We start from the raw sequence: 15,948 nt of genomic DNA on the forward strand, positions 1-15,948 counted from the left end.
CGCCTCCTCACTGTGCGACGACTTTCACCGTAGAGCCATCGTCGAGTTTGTCGGCACCTTCGGTGACCACCTGCTCACCGGCCTTCACGCCGTTGTCGAGCACGGCCGAGACATCCCCTGTCGCCGGTCCGGTCTTGATGTTGCGCAGGCGGACCTTGTTGCCCGGGTCGATCACCACGAAGACGAAATCGCCCTTGCTGCCGTGCTGGATCGCCCGGGTCGGCACCACGCTGACCTGGGTCAGGGTGTCGGCCTTGAGCCGCGCGTTGACGAACTGATTGGGGAACAGCGTCTTGCCGGCGTCATCGAACTGCGCCTTGACCTTGATTGTGCCGGTGCTGGTATCGACCTGGTTATCCAGCGCCAGCAATTTGCCAGTGGCCAACAGATTGTGTTTGTTGCGGTCGTAGGCGAGGACGGTCACCGCGCCTTTGGCCATGGCCTGATTGATCGCGCCCAGATCATCCTCGGGCACGGCGAACACCACGGTGGCCGGGGTCATCTGGGTGATGACCGCAATCCCGGTCGTGCTGGTGGTGGTCACGTAGTTACCGGGATCGACCTGACGCAGGCCAACCACGCCATCTACCGGCGAGGTAATGGTGCAGTAGCTCAATTGCACTTCGAGGTTCTGCACACTGCCCTGATCGGAAGCGACCGTACCTTGCAGTTGCTGCACCAGTGAGGCCTGGGTGTCGAGGGTTTGCTGGGTGGTGGAACCCACCTTGATCAGCTCGCGATAGCGCGCCAGATCGCGTACGGCGTTGGCGAGCAATGCCTGATCGTGCATCAGCGTGCCCTTGGCCACCTGCAATTGCGCCTTCAGTGCGCGGTCGTCAATGCGGGCGATGACCTGGCCCTTGTGCATCTGCTGGCCTTCCTGGAATTCGACCGAGCTGAGAATGCCGTCGACCTGGGATATGACCGTGACGCTGCGGGTCGGTGTGACGGTACCGAGCGCATCGATGTACACCGGCACATCCTGCAACTTGACCGCGACCGCTGCCACCGGCTCGGCAGGCGGCGGCGGTTTGGGCTTGCGTTGGTTCGAAGCGAGGAACATCCACAGCAACAGCGCGAGCAATACGATCCCCAGCGTGAGGATGGCCAGGCCGAATGTCCTGCGTCTGGGTTTTTCCACGGCGTATCACTCAAACGGGCCGACAGCGCTGCACGGCAATGGAAAATGAAGCCCGGCCCGACAACGCAAATTCATGGCCCATGGCTTGATCGCTGTCCTGAACTCTAGCAGCGCCTCAATGATTCACCCGAAGACCCGCTGCTTCGTTCAGCCCCGCGACAGCCGGCACCGCCGAACGGTGCGACGGGGCATTCTTGAGCCACGCGCGAGCCCGGTGCTACCATGCGCCACCGCCAGAACAGGCAAGGAACCACCGGGTTTATGAGCACAATCCGCGAGCGCAACAAAGAACTGATCCTGCGTGCCGCCAGTGAGGAATTTGCCGACAAGGGCTTCGCTGCGACCAAAACCAGCGACATCGCAGCCAAGGCGGGATTGCCCAAGCCCAACGTCTACTACTATTTCAAATCCAAGGAAAACCTCTACCGCGAGGTCCTGGAAAGTATCATCGAGCCGATTCTGCAGGCGTCGACGCCCTTCAATCCTGAAGGCGTGCCCAGCGACGTGCTGAGCGGCTACATCCGCTCGAAAATCCGCATCTCCCGTGACCTGCCTTTTGCCTCCAAAGTGTTCGCCAGCGAAATCATGCACGGCGCCCCACACCTGAGTACCGACCTGGTCGAACAGCTCAACAGCCAGGCCAGGCACAACATCGCCTGCATCCAGACCTGGATCGACCGCGGCCAGATCGCCCCCATCGACCCCAACCACCTGATGTTCAGCATCTGGGCCGCCACCCAGACCTACGCCGACTTCGACTGGCAGATCACCGCCATTACCGGCAAGGCCAAGCTGGATGAAGAGGATTACGAAGCGGCGGCGCAGACGATTATCCGGTTGGTGTTGAAAGGGTGTGAGCCGGACTGACAGACCGCGGCGGCCTGATTCGCGAGCAGGGCTCGCTCCCACTTTGGGATGCGCCCTCCTGTGGGAGCGGGCTTGCTCGCGAAGAAGGCAACTCGGTGCCCGCTCAGACCCAGATCGCATCCCACAACGGATAGTCGCCCAGTTTCTTAACCAACCCCGCACGTAAAGGGTTTGCCACAACGTAGCGAGCCAGCTTTACCAGATCTTCCTCCCGCCGCAGTGCCCGATCATGAAAGCCTCGCTGCCAAAGACTGACCTTACGCCCCATGGCTTTGTTTGCCGCCTTGGTACTCAACGATTTGGTCTTCTGCATCAGCCCACTCAACGACCCCTGTTGCAACTCGATCAACCAATGAAAGTGATCAGGCATGACGACCCAGGCCAATGAGTTAGCAGAACCTTGATCTTGAGCAGCACGGAATTGTGAGACGACTAACCTGCCCAAGACAAAATCGCTGAAAACAGGCTCTCTACCCTGTGTGTTGGCGGTCAGTAGATAAATTCTGCTGGGTTCGGCGAAGCGACCGATGCGCAAACGGTGTGAAGCGGCCAGATCCGGCATTCCTTTGCCCTTTCTAAAGATTGAGTCATGAGAAGGCTAGCCCTGACAATGCCAGAGAGTAGGAGAGACTTTTAGCTGGATGTGTCCGGGAGATTGCCTTCGCGAGCAGGCTCGCTCCCACAATAGATCTGCGGTGTTCAAGTATTTTGTGTCCACCACAGCACACGTGGGAGCGGGCTTGCTCGCGAAAGCGGTAGTTCAGTCGGCGACGATCAAGCACTCACCCCAGCATCCGCCTTCAACCCCAACCCTTCGATCGCATTGATCGCACACTGCTCATCCACATCCGACAGATCCCCGCTGATCCCCACTGCCCCCAGCACATTCCCGTCCTGATCCCGGATCAGCACACCGCCCGGTGCCGGCACCACGCTGCCTTGGCCCAGGCTGTTCAGCGCGGCGATGAAGGCCGGGCGTTGCTGGGCGTCCAGGGCCAGCAGGCGCGAGCCTTTGCCCAGGGCGATGGCGCCCCAGGCTTTGCCGATGGCGATTTGCGGTCGCAGCAGGCTGGCGCCGTCTTCGCGTTGCAGCGAGATCAGGTGCCCGCCGGCGTCCAGCACGGCGATGGTCAAGGGGGCCGCGGAAATTGCACGTGCGGCGGCGATGGCCTGACTGGTCAGGCTGACTGCCACTTTCAAGGTTAAAGCGCTCATGGTGCCGTCCTCATTTTGTTATAGGGAAAGCTGCAGGGCTGCGCGTTTGTGCCGCAGTCCAATACAACAAATAGAACACAATGAATTATTTTTTTGTATACAATAATTCTCGAAAAGCGCCACATGCGACGAAAAGCCACAGTAGAACGGGCTTCCGACGAATGAAACAGTCGCTTGAGAAAATGGATTGACCTGCGCCGTCCGCCGTTAATACACTCTGCGCAAAGCCACTTGTATACAATTACAAAACGTAAGAGGCACAAAACCATGAGCAAAATGAGAGCAATCGAAGCCGCCGTTCTGGTGATGCGCCGCGAAGGGGTTGATACCGCTTTTGGCATCCCGGGCGCCGCGATCAACCCGCTGTACAACGCCTTGCAGAAGGTCGGTGGCATCGATCACGTCCTCGCTCGCCACGTTGAAGGCGCCTCGCACATGGCCGAGGGCTACACCCGCACCAAGGCCGGCAACATCGGCGTGTGCATCGGCACTTCCGGCCCGGCCGGTACCGACATGGTCACCGGGCTCTACAGCGCCTCGGCCGACTCGATCCCCATCCTCTGCATCACCGGCCAGGCACCCCGCGCCCGGATGCACAAGGAAGATTTCCAGGCCGTCGACATCACCAGCATCGTCAAGCCCGTCACCAAGTGGGCGACCACCGTCCTGGAACCGGGCCAGGTGCCGTATGCGTTTCAAAAAGCCTTCTATGAAATGCGCTCCGGCCGCCCAGGTCCGGTGCTGATCGACCTGCCGTTCGACGTGCAGATGGCCGAGATCGAATTCGACATCGACGCCTACCAGCCGCTGCCCTTGGCCAAGCCAAGCGCGACCCGCATTCAGGTGGAAAAAGCCCTGGCCCTGCTCGATCAGGCTGAACGTCCATTGCTGGTGGCCGGTGGCGGCATCATCAATGCTGACGCCAGCGATTTGCTGGTGGAGTTCGCCGAGTTGACGGGCATTCCGGTGATCCCGACCCTGATGGGCTGGGGCACGATTCCCGACGATCACCCGTTGATGGTCGGCATGGTCGGTCTGCAGACCTCGCACCGCTATGGCAACGCGACGATGCTGAAATCCGACGTGGTACTGGGCATCGGTAACCGTTGGGCCAACCGTCACACCGGTTCGGTCGATGTCTACACCGAAGGCCGCAAGTTCATTCACGTCGACATCGAAGGCACGCAGATCGGCCGTGTGTTCACCCCGGACCTGGGCATCGTCTCCGACGCCGCCGCCGCGCTGACCGTGTTCATCGAAGTCGCTCGCGAATGGCAAGCCGCCGGCAAGCTGAAAAACCGCAGCGCCTGGCTGCAAGACTGCCAGCAGCGCAAAGCCAGCCTGCAGCGCAAGACCCACTTCGACAACGTGCCGGTCAAGCCGCAGCGCGTGTATGAAGAGATGAACCAGGTGTTCGGCAAGGACACCTGCTACGTCAGCACCATCGGTCTGTCGCAGATTGCCGGCGCGCAGTTCCTGCACGTCTACAAGCCGCGTCACTGGATTAACTGCGGTCAGGCCGGCCCATTGGGCTGGACCATTCCGGCGGCGCTGGGCGTGGTCAAGGCTGATCCGACCCGCAAGGTCGTGGCGTTGTCAGGCGACTATGACTTCCAGTTCATGATCGAAGAGTTGGCGGTGGGCGCGCAGTTCAAACTGCCGTACATCCATGTGGTGGTAAACAACTCGTACCTGGGGCTGATTCGTCAGGCCCAGCGCGGTTTCGACATGGACTATTGCGTGCAGCTGTCCTTCGATAACCTGAACGCTCCGGAACTCAACGGTTATGGTGTCGATCACGTCGCGGTCGCCGAAGGCCTCGGTTGCAAGGCGCTGCGTGTGTTCGAACCGGGTCAGATCCAGCCTGCGCTGCGCAAGGCCCAGGAACTGATCGAAGAGTTCAAGGTGCCGGTGATCGTCGAGATTATCCTGGAGCGCGTGACCAATATTTCCATGGGCACCGAGATCAACGCCGTCAACGAATTCGAAGACCTGGCGCTGGTCGGTAACGATGCGCCGACGGCGATTTCGTTGCTCGATTAACAGCTGACCGCTTCCAATGTGGGAGCGGGCTTGCTCGCGAAACCGGTGTGTCAGTCGACACGGATGCTCAATGACATACCGCTTTCGCGAGCAAGCCCGCTCCCACAGGGGCCCTCACAATTTCACGGGAGACCACCATGCCGCGTTTCGCAGCCAACCTGTCCATGCTGTTCACCGAACAGGATTTCCTCGCCCGTTTCGACGCGGCCGCCAAGGCCGGCTTCACGGGTGTGGAATACCTGTTCCCCTACGACTTCAGCTCCGCCGAGATCAAGGCCAAGCTCGACGCCAACGGTCTGACCCAGGTGTTGTTCAACCTGCCGGCCGGTGACTGGGCCAAGGGCGAACGTGGCATCGCCTGCCTGCCGGAGCGGGTTGAAGAATTTCGCGCCGGTGTCGATTTAGCGATCGCTTATGCGCAGGTGCTGGGCAACACCCAGGTCAACTGCCTGGCCGGCATTCGTCCACAAGGCGTCGACGATGCCACCGTGGAAAAAACCTTCGTCGCCAACCTGAAATACGCGGCCGACAAGCTGCAGGCGGCGGGCATCAAACTGGTGATGGAAGCGATCAACACCCGCGACATCCCGGGTTTCTACCTGAACAACACGGCGCAAGCCCTGTCGATTCGCGAGCAGGTCGGCAGCGCCAACCTGTTCCTGCAATACGACATCTACCACATGCAAATCATGGAAGGCGACCTGGCCCGCACCATGGCCGCGCACCTGGGCGAGATCAACCATATCCAGTTGGCCGACAACCCGGGGCGTAACGAACCGGGCACCGGTGAAATCAACTACCGCTTCCTGTTCGAACACCTGGACCGCATCGGTTATCAGGGTTGGGTTGGCTGCGAATACAAGCCGCTGACCACCACGGAAGCGGGTCTGGGCTGGCTGAAAACCCATAACGCGATCTGAAAGAACAGCACAAACCCTGTGGGAGCGGGCTTGCTCGCGAAGACGGTGTGTCAGTCAACATCCCTGGCGCCTGACACACCATCGTCGCGAGCAAGCCCTCTCCCACCCAAAGCGGCTCCCCTATTTGCTTGAGCAACACAAAAACACGAGGAATTTCTCATGGCTAAAATCGGATTTATCGGCACCGGCATCATGGGCCACCCAATGGCGGCGAACCTGCAGAAAGCCGGTCACAGCCTGTTCCTGTCCGCGCACCACGACGCCGCGCCTGCCGACCTGGTGGCCGCTGGCGCCGTCGCCCTGGCAAACCCGAAAGAAGTCGCGCAAGAAGCCGAATTCATCATCGTCATGGTCCCCGACACCCCACAGGTCGATGACGTGCTGTTCCGCGCCGACGGCATCGCGGCCGGTGTCGGCAAAGGCAAGATCGTGATCGACATGAGCTCGATCTCGCCCACCGCGACCAAAGCCTTCGCAGCCAAAATCAACGAAAAAGGCGCTCAATACCTCGACGCGCCCGTGTCCGGCGGTGAAGTCGGCGCCAAGGCCGCGACCCTGAGCATCATGGTCGGCGGTGATGCCGATGCCTTCGAACGCGCCCTGCCGCTGTTCCAGGCGATGGGCAAGAACATCACCCTGGTCGGCGGTAACGGCGACGGGCAAACCGCCAAAGTGGCGAACCAGATCATCGTCGCGCTGAACATTCAGGCCGTCGCCGAAGCCCTGCTGTTCGCCTCGAAAAACGGTGCCGACCCAGCCAAGGTGCGTGAAGCGCTGATGGGTGGTTTCGCTTCGTCGAAGATCCTCGAAGTGCACGGCGAGCGCATGATCAAAGGCACCTTCGATCCAGGCTTCCGCATCAGCCTGCACCAGAAGGACCTGAACCTGGCCCTGCAAGGCGCCAAGGAACTGAACATCAACCTGCCGAACACCGCCAATGCCCAGCAAGTGTTCAGCACCTGCGCGGCCATCGGTGGCAGCAACTGGGACCACTCGGCGCTGATCAAGGGTCTGGAGCACATGGCCAACTTCTCGATTCGCGACAAGAAGTAAGCCCTGCACAAACCCATGTGGGAGCGGGCTTGCTCGCGAAAGCGGTGGATCAGGCAACGTCTGCGTTGAATGCATGTCCGCCTTCGCGAGCAAGCCCGCTCCCACAAGGGGAATCGAGTTGCCCTTCCAATAACAAGAATTCCGGGAGCCCGCCATGTCGGTCGATCCGCAACAATTCCTGCGCGAGCTGTTCGCCACCGCCATCGAGGCGGCCCATCCGCAGCAAGTCCTCGAAGCCCATTTGCCCACCGACCGCACCGGTCGGGTGATCGTGATCGGCGCCGGTAAAGCGGCCGCCGCCATGGCCCAGGTGGTCGAGCGCTGCTGGCAGGGTGAAGTGTCCGGCCTGGTCGTCACCCGCTACGGCCACGGTGCCCCGTGCGAAAAAATCGAAGTGGTCGAAGCCGCGCACCCGGTGCCGGACGCCGCTGGCCAAGCGGTCGCCAAGCGCGTGTTTGAACTGGTCAGCAACCTGACTGAAGACGACCGCGTGATCTTCCTGCTGTCGGGCGGTGGCTCGGCGCTGCTGGCGTTGCCTGCGGCCGGTATCACCCTCGCCGACAAGCAATCGATCAACAAAGCCCTGCTCAAATCCGGCGCGACCATCGGCGAGATGAACTGCGTGCGCAAGCACCTCTCGGCGATCAAGGGCGGCCGTCTCGGCAAGGCCTGCTGGCCCGCCACTGTCTACACCTACGCGATTTCCGATGTGCCGGGCGACCTCGCCACGGTCATTGCCTCCGGCCCCACCGTGGCCGACCCAAGCACCTCCGCTGAAGCGCTGGCGATCCTCAAACGCTACGCCATCGACATTCCAGCGTCGGTGCGCACCTGGTTGCAAAGCCCGGAATCGGAGACGGTCAAACCGGGTGATCCGAGCTTGGCGCGCAGTCATTTCCAATTGATCGCCCGACCGCAGCAATCGCTGGAAGCCGCCGCCGTGAAGGCCCGTCAAGCCGGGTTCAGCCCGTTGATTCTCGGCGACCTGGAAGGCGAATCCCGCGAGGTGGCCAAGGTCCACGCCGGCATTGCACGGCAAGTGGTCTTGCACGGCCAGCCGCTGCCAGCGCCCTGCGTGATCCTTTCGGGCGGCGAAACCACGGTCACCGTGCGCGGCAATGGCCGCGGCGGACGCAATGCCGAATTCCTCCTCAGCCTGACCGACAGCCTCAAAGGCCTGCCGGGTGTCTACGCGCTGGCCGGTGACACCGATGGCATCGACGGCTCCGAAGACAACGCCGGCGCGATCATGACCCCGGACAGCTACGCCCGTGCCGCCGCACTCGGCCTGAGCGCCAGCGATGAACTCGACAACAACAATGGCTACGGCTATTTCGCGGCGCTCGACGCCCTGATCGTCACCGAGCCGACCCGCACCAACGTCAACGATTTCCGCGCCATTCTGATTCTCGAGAACCCTAAACATGACGCCTGATAAAAAGGTCAAAATCCTCGCCACCCTCGGCCCGGCCACCGACGGCATCGAGGACATCCGTGAGCTGGTGCAGGCCGGGGTCAACATTTTCCGCCTCAACTTCAGCCATGGCGATCACGCCGACCACGCCCAGCGCTATCAATGGATTCGCGAAGTCGAGCGCCAGCTGAATTATCCACTGGGCATCCTGATGGACCTGCAAGGTCCGAAACTGCGGGTCGGCAAGTTCGCCGACGGCAAGGTGCAGCTGCATCGCGGCCAGGCCCTGCGCCTGGACCTCGACCCGACACCGGGCGATCAACGCCGGGTCAACCTGCCGCATCCGGAGATCATCGCCGCACTGCAGCCAGGCATGGACCTGCTGCTGGACGACGGCAAGCTGCGTCTGCGGGTGGTCACCAAGTACGCCGACGCGATCGACACCACCGTGCTCAATGGTGGCGAACTGTCGGACCGCAAAGGCGTCAACGTGCCACAAGCGGTGCTGGAACTGAGCCCGCTGACGGCCAAGGATCGCCGCGACCTGAGTTTCGGTCTGGAGCTGGGGGTGGACTGGGTGGCGCTGTCCTTCGTGCAGCGCCCGGAAGACATTCGCGAAGCCCGTGAACTGATCGGCGACAAGGCATTCTTGATGGCCAAGATCGAGAAGCCGTCGGCGGTCACTCAGCTGCGGGAGATCGCCGAATTGAGCGACGCGATCATGGTCGCCCGTGGCGACCTCGGCGTCGAAGTGCCTGCGGAAAGCGTGCCGCAGATCCAGAAGAACATCATCAGCATCTGCCGCCAACTCGGTAAACCGGTGGTGGTGGCGACGCAGATGCTGGAGTCGATGCGCTTCTCCCCGGCGCCGACCCGCGCCGAAGTCACCGACGTGGCCAACGCCGTGGCCGAAGGCGCTGACGCGGTGATGCTGTCGGCGGAAACCGCGTCCGGTGAGTACCCGATCGAAGCCGTGCAGATGATGAGCAAAATCATCCGCCAGGTGGAAAACGGTCCGGACTATCAGGCGCAACTGGACGTCAGCCGACCGAAGGCCGAAGCGACCGTTTCCGATGCGATCAGCTGTGCGATCCGCCGTATCAGCAACGTGCTGCCGGTGGCGGTGCTGGTCAACTACAGCGAGTCGGGCACGTCGAGCCTGCGCGCGGCGCGGGAGCGGCCGACCGTGCCGATCCTGAACCTGACGCCGAACCTGCAGACGGCTCGCCGGTTGACCGTGGCGTGGGGCGTGCATTCGGTGGTCAATGATCGCCTGCGCCAGGTGGACGAGGTGTGCTCGACGGCGCTGGAGATTGCCCAGGCCCAGGGCATGGCGCAGCGCGGGGATACGTTGTTGATCACGGCAGGTGTGCCGTTTGGGCAGCCGGGGTCGACTAACTCCTTGCGTATCGAGACGTTGATCTAGAGCGCACATACCGGCCTCTTCGCCAGCAGGCTGGCTCCCACATTGGTTTTGTGTCGATCACGAAATCATCACTGAACGGAGATTCAGTGTGGGAGCCCGCCTGCTGGCGATTAGCCGGGGTCGCGCTCGACCGACACGCTCCCTCTGACTTTTTAGAACTGCCATGCCTGCCAACCACTTCAACACCCACTGCCCCGATTGGGCGACAGCCCTGCTCAACGGCTTCAGCCAGATTTTCCTCCAGCGCCATCCGCTGTGCGGCCTGCTGTGCCTGCTCGCCATTCTGTTTACCGCACCGGCCCTGCTTGGTGGCGCGCTGCTCGGCGGTGTCGCCGGGTTGCTGACCGCGCAACGGCGTGGTTACGCCAAGGTTGATCGCCAGGCCGGCCTGTTCAGCTACAACGGCGTCCTGCTCGGCCTGCTGCTGAGTCTGTATTTCCCCTGGTCCGCGCTCTTGCCATTGCTGATCCTCGCCGCCGGTGGCCTGAGCGCCATGCTCACCCAGCAATGGCTCAAACGCGCCCGCGTTAGCCAATACCTGCCCGCCTACACCGCACCGTTCGTGGGGATGAGCTGGATCCTGCTGTGCTTTGCCACGCCCTCGACCGAGGCGCATTTGATCGAGGTCAGCACGCTGAACATGCTCACCGCACCGCTCAAAGGCTTGGGCCAAGTCATGTTTCTCGGTCATCCGCTGGCCGGTGCGATGATTGCCGCCGGGTTGCTGATCGCTGATCGCCGCGCATTCTGCTGGGCGATGTTGGCGTCCGTCGCGGGCATGGGCTGGAGCGTGCTGCACCACGACTTCTACACCGCACTGCTCGGCCTCGGCGGCTACAACGCCGTGCTCGCCGCCCTCGCCTTCAGTTCGCAGCGGCGTCAACCGTGGCTGCCACTGGTGGGTATCGGCCTGGCGCTGTTGCTGACGCCGCTGTTCGCCGCCGTCGGCCTGCCCACGCTGACCGCGCCATTCATCCTCGCTTGCTGGCTGATCCGCAGCGCCGTGCAAATGTCCGGCAATGCCAGCGTCGAAAGTGCGCCTTGCGCTACCGGGGAGAATCACCCTAGGCTGCGCTGATCATTGAGTCAGGCGTTTTCCATGGACAGCAGCAAAAACTGGCGTGAAGAGCTTTACGTCATGGTTTTCCAGAGCGACACCAAAGCGGGACGACGTTTCGACGGCATCCTGCTGTTAATCATCCTCGCCAGCATCGTCATCGTGATGCTCGACAGCATCGACTCGATTCATCAGAACTACGCCAACGTGCTGGCGTACATCGAGTGGGGTTTCACGGTCATTTTCGCCATCGAATACGGCATGCGCCTGTACTGTTCGCCGAAGCCGCTGCGCTATGCGTTCAGCTTCTACGGGCTGGTGGATTTGCTGGCGATCGTGCCGGGCATTCTGGCGCTGTATTACGCCGATGCGCAGTACCTGCTGATTATCCGGATCATCCGGATGCTGCGGATTTTCCGCGTGCTCAAGCTCAGCCCGTACCTCAAGCAAGCCAATTACCTGATGTCGGCGCTGCGTGGCAGCAAGCAGAAGATCGTGGTGTTCCTGGTCAGCGTCTGCACGCTGGTCACGGTGTTCGGCACGCTGATGTATGTCATCGAAGGGCCGGAGCACGGCTTCACCAGCATCCCGAAAGGCATCTACTGGGCTATCGTGACGCTGACCACCGTGGGCTTCGGCGACATCGTGCCCAAGACCCCGCTGGGCCAAGTGATTTCGTCGCTGGTGATGATCACCGGTTACTCGATCATTGCCGTGCCGACCGGGATTTTCACCGCCGAGCTGGCCAACGCCATGCGCGGTGAACAACTGCAGCACGACTGCCCGGTGTGCAAGAAAAACAGCCACGAGCATGGCGCCGCGTTCTGTTCTCGATGCGGAAACGCACTGTTCAGGAAACTGGAATAAGCAAAGTGCTTTTTAATCTTTAAAGGACTATGCAAGCCCAGTTATAGTCGCTGGCAAATTGCCTCATTTTTAAAATAGAACAAGGAATGCGTGGTGAAAAAACTCTTTGGCGCCTCACTTCTGGCCGCTGGCCTGGCATTGACCAGCGTGGCTCAGGCTGCACCGACCCTGCTCAACGTTTCCTACGACGTGATGCGAGATTTCTACAAGGACTACAACGCCGCCTTCCAGAAGCACTGGCAAGCCGAGCACAACGAGAACATCACCCTGCAGATGTCGTTCGGCGGTTCCAGCAAACAGGCTCGCTCGGTCATCGACGGCCTGCCGGCTGACGTCATCACCATGAACATGGCCACCGACATCAACGCCCTGGCGGACAACGGCAAACTGGTCCCGGACAACTGGGTGACCCGCCTGCCGAACAACAGCGCGCCCTTCACCTCGGCCACCGTGTTCATCGTCCGCAAAGGCAACCCGAAAGCCCTGAAAGACTGGCCGGATCTGCTCAAGGATGGCGTACAGGTCATCGTGCCGAACCCGAAAACCTCGGGTAACGGCCGCTACACCTACCTCTCGGCCTGGGGCTATGTGCTGAAAAACGGCGGTGACGAGAACAAGGCCAAGGTCTTCGTCGGCAAGCTGTTCAAACAAGCACCCGTGCTCGATACCGGTGGCCGCGCCGCCACCACCACCTTCATGACCAACCAGATCGGCGACGTGCTGGTGACCTTCGAAAACGAAGCGGAAATGATTGCCCGCGAGTTTGGTCGTGACCAGTTCGAAGTCATCTACCCAAGCGTTTCCGCTGAAGCCGAACCGCCGGTGTCCGTGGTCGACAAAGTGGTCGAGAAAAAAGGCACCCGCGCTGCCGCCGAGGAATACCTGAAGTACCTGTGGTCGCCGGAAGGCCAGGAAATTGCCGCCGCCAACTACCTGCGGCCGCGTGACCCGGCGGTGCTGGCCAAGTACACCGACCGCTTCCCGAAAGTGGATTTCCTCTCGGTCGAGAAGACCTTTGGTGACTGGCGCACCGTGCAGAAGACCCACTTCAATGATGGCGGGATCTTTGATCAGATTTATGCTCAGTAAGCGCTGACCGCTTAACGAAAAAGGCGACCTGTGCAGGTCGCCTTTTTTGTGGCCGATGAAATTCCCTTGTGGGAGCGGGCTTGCTCGCGAAGGCGGTGTGTCAGTCAACATCCCTAGCGCCTGACACACCGTCTTCGCGAGCAAGCCCGCTCCCACCCGGGGTTTCCATAGGGGCATTACATCGGCGGTGTGACGCCATCCTTGCCGGCCGAGATGGACTGCGCCGTCAGCGTCCCGTCGGCACTCTGCGTGACAAACGTCACGATCTTCACCCCGACTTTCAGCAAGCTGCGATCCCCCGGCATCAGGTTGACGATCGGCACGTCCTCCGGCACCAGGATTTTCTGCTGGCCGCCCTTGTAGTTGACGGTCAGCACACGACCATTGCTGACCACCAGGTCGCCAACGCTGCCATTGGTCATGCTGCTGCCCTTGCCCAGATCGAACGGCCGATGACCGTCGCCGCTGCCGGCCAGTTCCGGTGGGAAGACGTGGACTTCCAGCGCCTTGAGCGTGCCATCTTCCTGCGGCATGGCCGCCGAGCCGATGTAGCTGCCGGGCTTGATGTCTTCGATGTTGGCCAGGGTGACCGCGCGAACTTTCGTGTCGGCAGTCAGATTGACGACCACGTTTTCGCCGCTGTTGGCGTGGACCTTCAAAGCGTCGGGGCTGACCCCGGTGATCTCGCCGCGTACGCCGATGCGCAGGCCCGGCGCGTCAGCCGCCTGGGCCAGACCTGCCGCAAACAAACCAATCAAACCGACAACTGAAGCGCCGCGCAGCCAGTGACGGAACATTGCGTTCATGAAAGTGCCCTTCCGGTGATGAATCGTGAAGAGAGAACATAAGCACGCTATCGAACAAGATGTAAGTGAATGTATCATCGAACCTGGAAATTATGTCGCAGAACTCATCGGCCCACCGCACAAGTCGGCGTCGCTCATTCCGCAAGGGAATGATTGCCAACACTTACATCCCTTCTGCCGTTTCGGCCCGCCGCTTAGCCTGCGCCCATCCCATTTTGCTCAGCGAGACACGTTATGAACCCAGCGAACCAGGTGCCCCACGGTGCCGCGACAATGACCCAAGGCATGGTGCTGCTGTTCGCCTTTTGCTGCGGCGCCATTGTCGCCAACATTTACTACGCCCAACCGATCATCGGCCTGATCGCGCCGGACATCGGCCTCAGCAACACCATGGCCAGCCTGATCGTTTCGCTGACCCAGATCGGTTACGCGCTGGGCCTGTTTTTCCTGGTGCCGCTGGGGGATCTGTTGGAGAACCGCCGGTTGATGATCATCACCACCCTGGTGGCGATTGCCAGCCTGTTGGGCGCGGCACTCACCGATCAACCGAATGTGTTTCTGCTGATCTCGTTGCTGGTGGGGTTCAGTTCGGTGTCGGTACAGATCCTGATCCCCCTGGCCGCGCACCTTGCGCCGGAAGCGACCCGTGGCCGGGTGGTGGGCGGCATCATGGGCGGTTTGCTGTTGGGGATTCTGTTGGCGCGGCCAGTGTCCAGCGTGGTGGCCGACCACTTTGGCTGGCGCGCGATGTTCGTGATTGCGGCGGCGTTGATGGCGGCGATCAGTATCGTGCTCGCCGTGACCATCCCCAAACGCCAGCCTGATCACAGTGCTTCCTATGGTCAGTTGCTGGGCTCGCTGTGGACACTGCTGCGCCAGCAACCGGTATTGCGTCAGCGCGCGTTTTATCAGGGCTGCCTGTTCGCGACCTTCAGCCTGTTCTGGACCGCCGTGCCGCTGGAACTGGCGCGCAACCATGGTCTGTCGCAAACCCAGATCGCGATCTTCGCGCTGGTGGGCGCCATTGGCGCAATCGCCGCGCCCATCGCCGGTCGACTGGCCGACGCCGGACATACCCGCATTGCGTCGCTGCTGGCCTTGCTGTTCGCCAGCCTGAGCTTCCTGCCCGCGTTCATCCATCCGGCCTACAGCGTCATTGGCCTTGCCGTCACCGGCGTGGTCCTCGACTTCTGCGTGCAGATGAACATGGTCCTCGGCCAACGCGCGGTCTACGCCCTCGACGCCAAAAGCCGCAGCCGCCTGAATGCGCTGTACATGACCAGCATCTTCATCGGCGGCGCATTGGGTTCGTCGGTGGCCAGCCCGGTGTATGAACAGGGCGGCTGGCTGTGGATCGTAATCGTGGGAAGCGCGTTTCCGTTATTGGCGTTGTTGCGGTTCCTGAGCGTTGCGCAGAAGCCTTCACTGGCCACGGCATAAAGACGCCAAACGCCTCGCGGCGTTGCCGCGAAGGCGTTGTTTTACAGAGTGTGATAGGAGCGAGGACGGCCATTCAAAAATGATGTCGCCTGACCCACCGCTTTCGAGAACAGGCTCGCACCCTCAATGGAACGGGGTGGCCCGATCAGATTGCGGTACGCATGAAAAAGGCGACCCGATGGTCGCCTTGTTCATTACTGCCCGAACTGCCTGCCCAAGCCACCCGGCACGCCATGGATGTCGGTCTCTTCCCATGGCCCGTTGGGGCTGATCGAGCGGCTCCAGCCGTTGTCCCAACGGTAATACGTGCGCTGGCGGTAGAAGGTGTTGGTCTGGTCATCCAGCACATACACGCCAAGCTTCGGATCCCAATGGCTGTTGCCACCCGGCGGCGGCGCGAAGCTGGCGGAGGTGCGTGGCAATGGCTTGGCGGGTTTGGCTGGAACGCCCGGCTTGCCCGGAGTGGGTGAGGTCGAAGGCGTAGGGCTGGGCTGCGAGGGCGGAATCGGTGGCAGCGGCGCCGGCTCGGGCCGCTGGACCGCACACGCGCTTAACCCCAGAACCATGCTGAGCAGGGTGATACGTGCGATAGCGGTCATGGTGGGTTTCC

General features: G+C 61.4%; 15 protein-coding genes. 10 read left to right on the forward strand and 5 right to left on the reverse strand.

All coding sequences use genetic code 11. The features are described from left to right. Window positions 1-7: 7 nt before the first annotated feature. Window positions 8-1,141 (reverse strand): efflux RND transporter periplasmic adaptor subunit, encoded by a 1,134-nt coding sequence (locus tag NTD84_RS05115; RefSeq protein ID WP_262163919.1) that lies wholly within the window; start codon window positions 1,139-1,141, stop codon window positions 8-10. A 261-nt stretch (window positions 1,142-1,402) separates the two neighbouring features. Between NTD84_RS05115 and NTD84_RS05120 the strand changes: the two genes are divergently transcribed. After that, the gene (locus NTD84_RS05120; protein ID WP_262163920.1) at window positions 1,403-2,008 is read left to right on the forward strand and encodes a TetR/AcrR family transcriptional regulator; all 606 of its coding nucleotides are present in this window, start codon (window positions 1,403-1,405) and stop codon (window positions 2,006-2,008) included. Between the two features lie 103 nt (window positions 2,009-2,111). Here NTD84_RS05120 and NTD84_RS05125 read toward each other — a convergent pair whose 3' ends face one another. Next, window positions 2,112-2,570, reverse strand: coding sequence for an REP-associated tyrosine transposase (locus NTD84_RS05125; protein ID WP_262163921.1), 459 nt, complete (start codon window positions 2,568-2,570; stop codon window positions 2,112-2,114). A 212-nt stretch (window positions 2,571-2,782) separates the two neighbouring features. Then, entirely contained in the window at window positions 2,783-3,223 is a 441-nt protein-coding gene (locus tag NTD84_RS05130) for a GlcG/HbpS family heme-binding protein (protein ID WP_262163922.1), read from the reverse strand. Between the two features lie 267 nt (window positions 3,224-3,490). Between NTD84_RS05130 and gcl the strand changes: the two genes are divergently transcribed. The 8 genes from gcl to NTD84_RS05170 all read left to right on the forward strand — a co-directional run bounded on the left by gcl (window position 3,491) and on the right by NTD84_RS05170 (window position 13,092). Beyond that, a complete protein-coding gene (gene gcl / locus NTD84_RS05135; RefSeq protein WP_262163923.1) occupies window positions 3,491-5,266 on the forward strand; it encodes a glyoxylate carboligase in 1,776 nt (591 codons plus the stop codon). Window positions 5,267-5,403: 137 nt separating this feature from the next. Next, window positions 5,404-6,186: a hydroxypyruvate isomerase gene (gene hyi, locus NTD84_RS05140; protein WP_262163924.1), complete on the forward strand. Its 783-nt coding sequence runs from the start codon at window positions 5,404-5,406 to the stop codon at window positions 6,184-6,186. A 159-nt stretch (window positions 6,187-6,345) separates the two neighbouring features. Beyond that, the gene (locus NTD84_RS05145) at window positions 6,346-7,239 is read left to right on the forward strand and encodes a 2-hydroxy-3-oxopropionate reductase (RefSeq protein WP_262163925.1); all 894 of its coding nucleotides are present in this window, start codon (window positions 6,346-6,348) and stop codon (window positions 7,237-7,239) included. A 154-nt stretch (window positions 7,240-7,393) separates the two neighbouring features. Beyond that, window positions 7,394-8,674: a glycerate kinase gene (locus NTD84_RS05150; protein WP_262163926.1), complete on the forward strand. Its 1,281-nt coding sequence runs from the start codon at window positions 7,394-7,396 to the stop codon at window positions 8,672-8,674. Beyond that, the gene (gene pyk, locus NTD84_RS05155) at window positions 8,664-10,079 is read left to right on the forward strand and encodes a pyruvate kinase (RefSeq protein WP_262163927.1); all 1,416 of its coding nucleotides are present in this window, start codon (window positions 8,664-8,666) and stop codon (window positions 10,077-10,079) included. The genes NTD84_RS05150 and pyk overlap by 11 nt, the downstream gene beginning before the upstream one ends. A gap of 163 nt (window positions 10,080-10,242) precedes the next feature. Continuing rightward, window positions 10,243-11,157, forward strand: a complete 915-nt coding sequence (locus NTD84_RS05160) for an urea transporter (protein WP_262163928.1) — start codon at window positions 10,243-10,245, stop codon at window positions 11,155-11,157. A gap of 21 nt (window positions 11,158-11,178) precedes the next feature. After that, entirely contained in the window at window positions 11,179-12,003 is an 825-nt protein-coding gene (locus NTD84_RS05165; protein ID WP_262163929.1) for an ion transporter, read from the forward strand. A 93-nt stretch (window positions 12,004-12,096) separates the two neighbouring features. Further along, entirely contained in the window at window positions 12,097-13,092 is a 996-nt protein-coding gene (locus NTD84_RS05170; protein ID WP_262163930.1) for a sulfate ABC transporter substrate-binding protein, read from the forward strand. Window positions 13,093-13,268: 176 nt separating this feature from the next. Here NTD84_RS05170 and NTD84_RS05175 read toward each other — a convergent pair whose 3' ends face one another. Next, window positions 13,269-13,898, reverse strand: a complete 630-nt coding sequence (locus NTD84_RS05175; RefSeq protein WP_262163931.1) for a DUF5666 domain-containing protein — start codon at window positions 13,896-13,898, stop codon at window positions 13,269-13,271. Window positions 13,899-14,132: 234 nt separating this feature from the next. Here NTD84_RS05175 and NTD84_RS05180 point away from each other — a divergent pair, with 234 nt between their 5' ends. Beyond that, window positions 14,133-15,338, forward strand: coding sequence for an MFS transporter (locus NTD84_RS05180; protein WP_262163932.1), 1,206 nt, complete (start codon window positions 14,133-14,135; stop codon window positions 15,336-15,338). 194 nt (window positions 15,339-15,532) lie between these two features. Here NTD84_RS05180 and NTD84_RS05185 read toward each other — a convergent pair whose 3' ends face one another. Beyond that, entirely contained in the window at window positions 15,533-15,937 is a 405-nt protein-coding gene (locus NTD84_RS05185; RefSeq protein ID WP_262163933.1) for a hypothetical protein, read from the reverse strand. Between the last annotated feature and the right edge of the window lie 11 nt (window positions 15,938-15,948).

It is taken from the genome of Pseudomonas sp. 14P_8.1_Bac3, from assembly GCF_025466085.1.
Classification (GTDB): domain Bacteria; phylum Pseudomonadota; class Gammaproteobacteria; order Pseudomonadales; family Pseudomonadaceae; genus Aquipseudomonas.

Bases quoted from the DNA above. Each gene is read 5' to 3' on its own strand.
- NTD84_RS05180 (WP_262163932.1), top strand. From the start codon at position 14,133: ATGAACCCAGCGAACCAGGTGCCCCACGGTGCCGCGACAATGACCCAA.
- gcl (WP_262163923.1), top strand. From the start codon at position 3,491: ATGAGCAAAATGAGAGCAATCGAAGCCGCCGTTCTGGTGATGCGCCGC.
- NTD84_RS05145 (WP_262163925.1), top strand. From the start codon at position 6,346: ATGGCTAAAATCGGATTTATCGGCACCGGCATCATGGGCCACCCAATG.
- NTD84_RS05150 (WP_262163926.1), top strand. From the start codon at position 7,394: ATGTCGGTCGATCCGCAACAATTCCTGCGCGAGCTGTTCGCCACCGCC.
- NTD84_RS05160 (WP_262163928.1), top strand. From the start codon at position 10,243: ATGCCTGCCAACCACTTCAACACCCACTGCCCCGATTGGGCGACAGCC.
- hyi (WP_262163924.1), top strand. From the start codon at position 5,404: ATGCCGCGTTTCGCAGCCAACCTGTCCATGCTGTTCACCGAACAGGAT.
- NTD84_RS05130 (WP_262163922.1), bottom strand. From the start codon at position 3,223: ATGAGCGCTTTAACCTTGAAAGTGGCAGTCAGCCTGACCAGTCAGGCC.
- NTD84_RS05175 (WP_262163931.1), bottom strand. From the start codon at position 13,898: ATGAACGCAATGTTCCGTCACTGGCTGCGCGGCGCTTCAGTTGTCGGT.
- pyk (WP_262163927.1), top strand. From the start codon at position 8,664: ATGACGCCTGATAAAAAGGTCAAAATCCTCGCCACCCTCGGCCCGGCC.
- NTD84_RS05125 (WP_262163921.1), bottom strand. From the start codon at position 2,570: ATGCCGGATCTGGCCGCTTCACACCGTTTGCGCATCGGTCGCTTCGCC.
- NTD84_RS05165 (WP_262163929.1), top strand. From the start codon at position 11,179: ATGGACAGCAGCAAAAACTGGCGTGAAGAGCTTTACGTCATGGTTTTC.
- NTD84_RS05120 (WP_262163920.1), top strand. From the start codon at position 1,403: ATGAGCACAATCCGCGAGCGCAACAAAGAACTGATCCTGCGTGCCGCC.
- NTD84_RS05185 (WP_262163933.1), bottom strand. From the start codon at position 15,937: ATGACCGCTATCGCACGTATCACCCTGCTCAGCATGGTTCTGGGGTTA.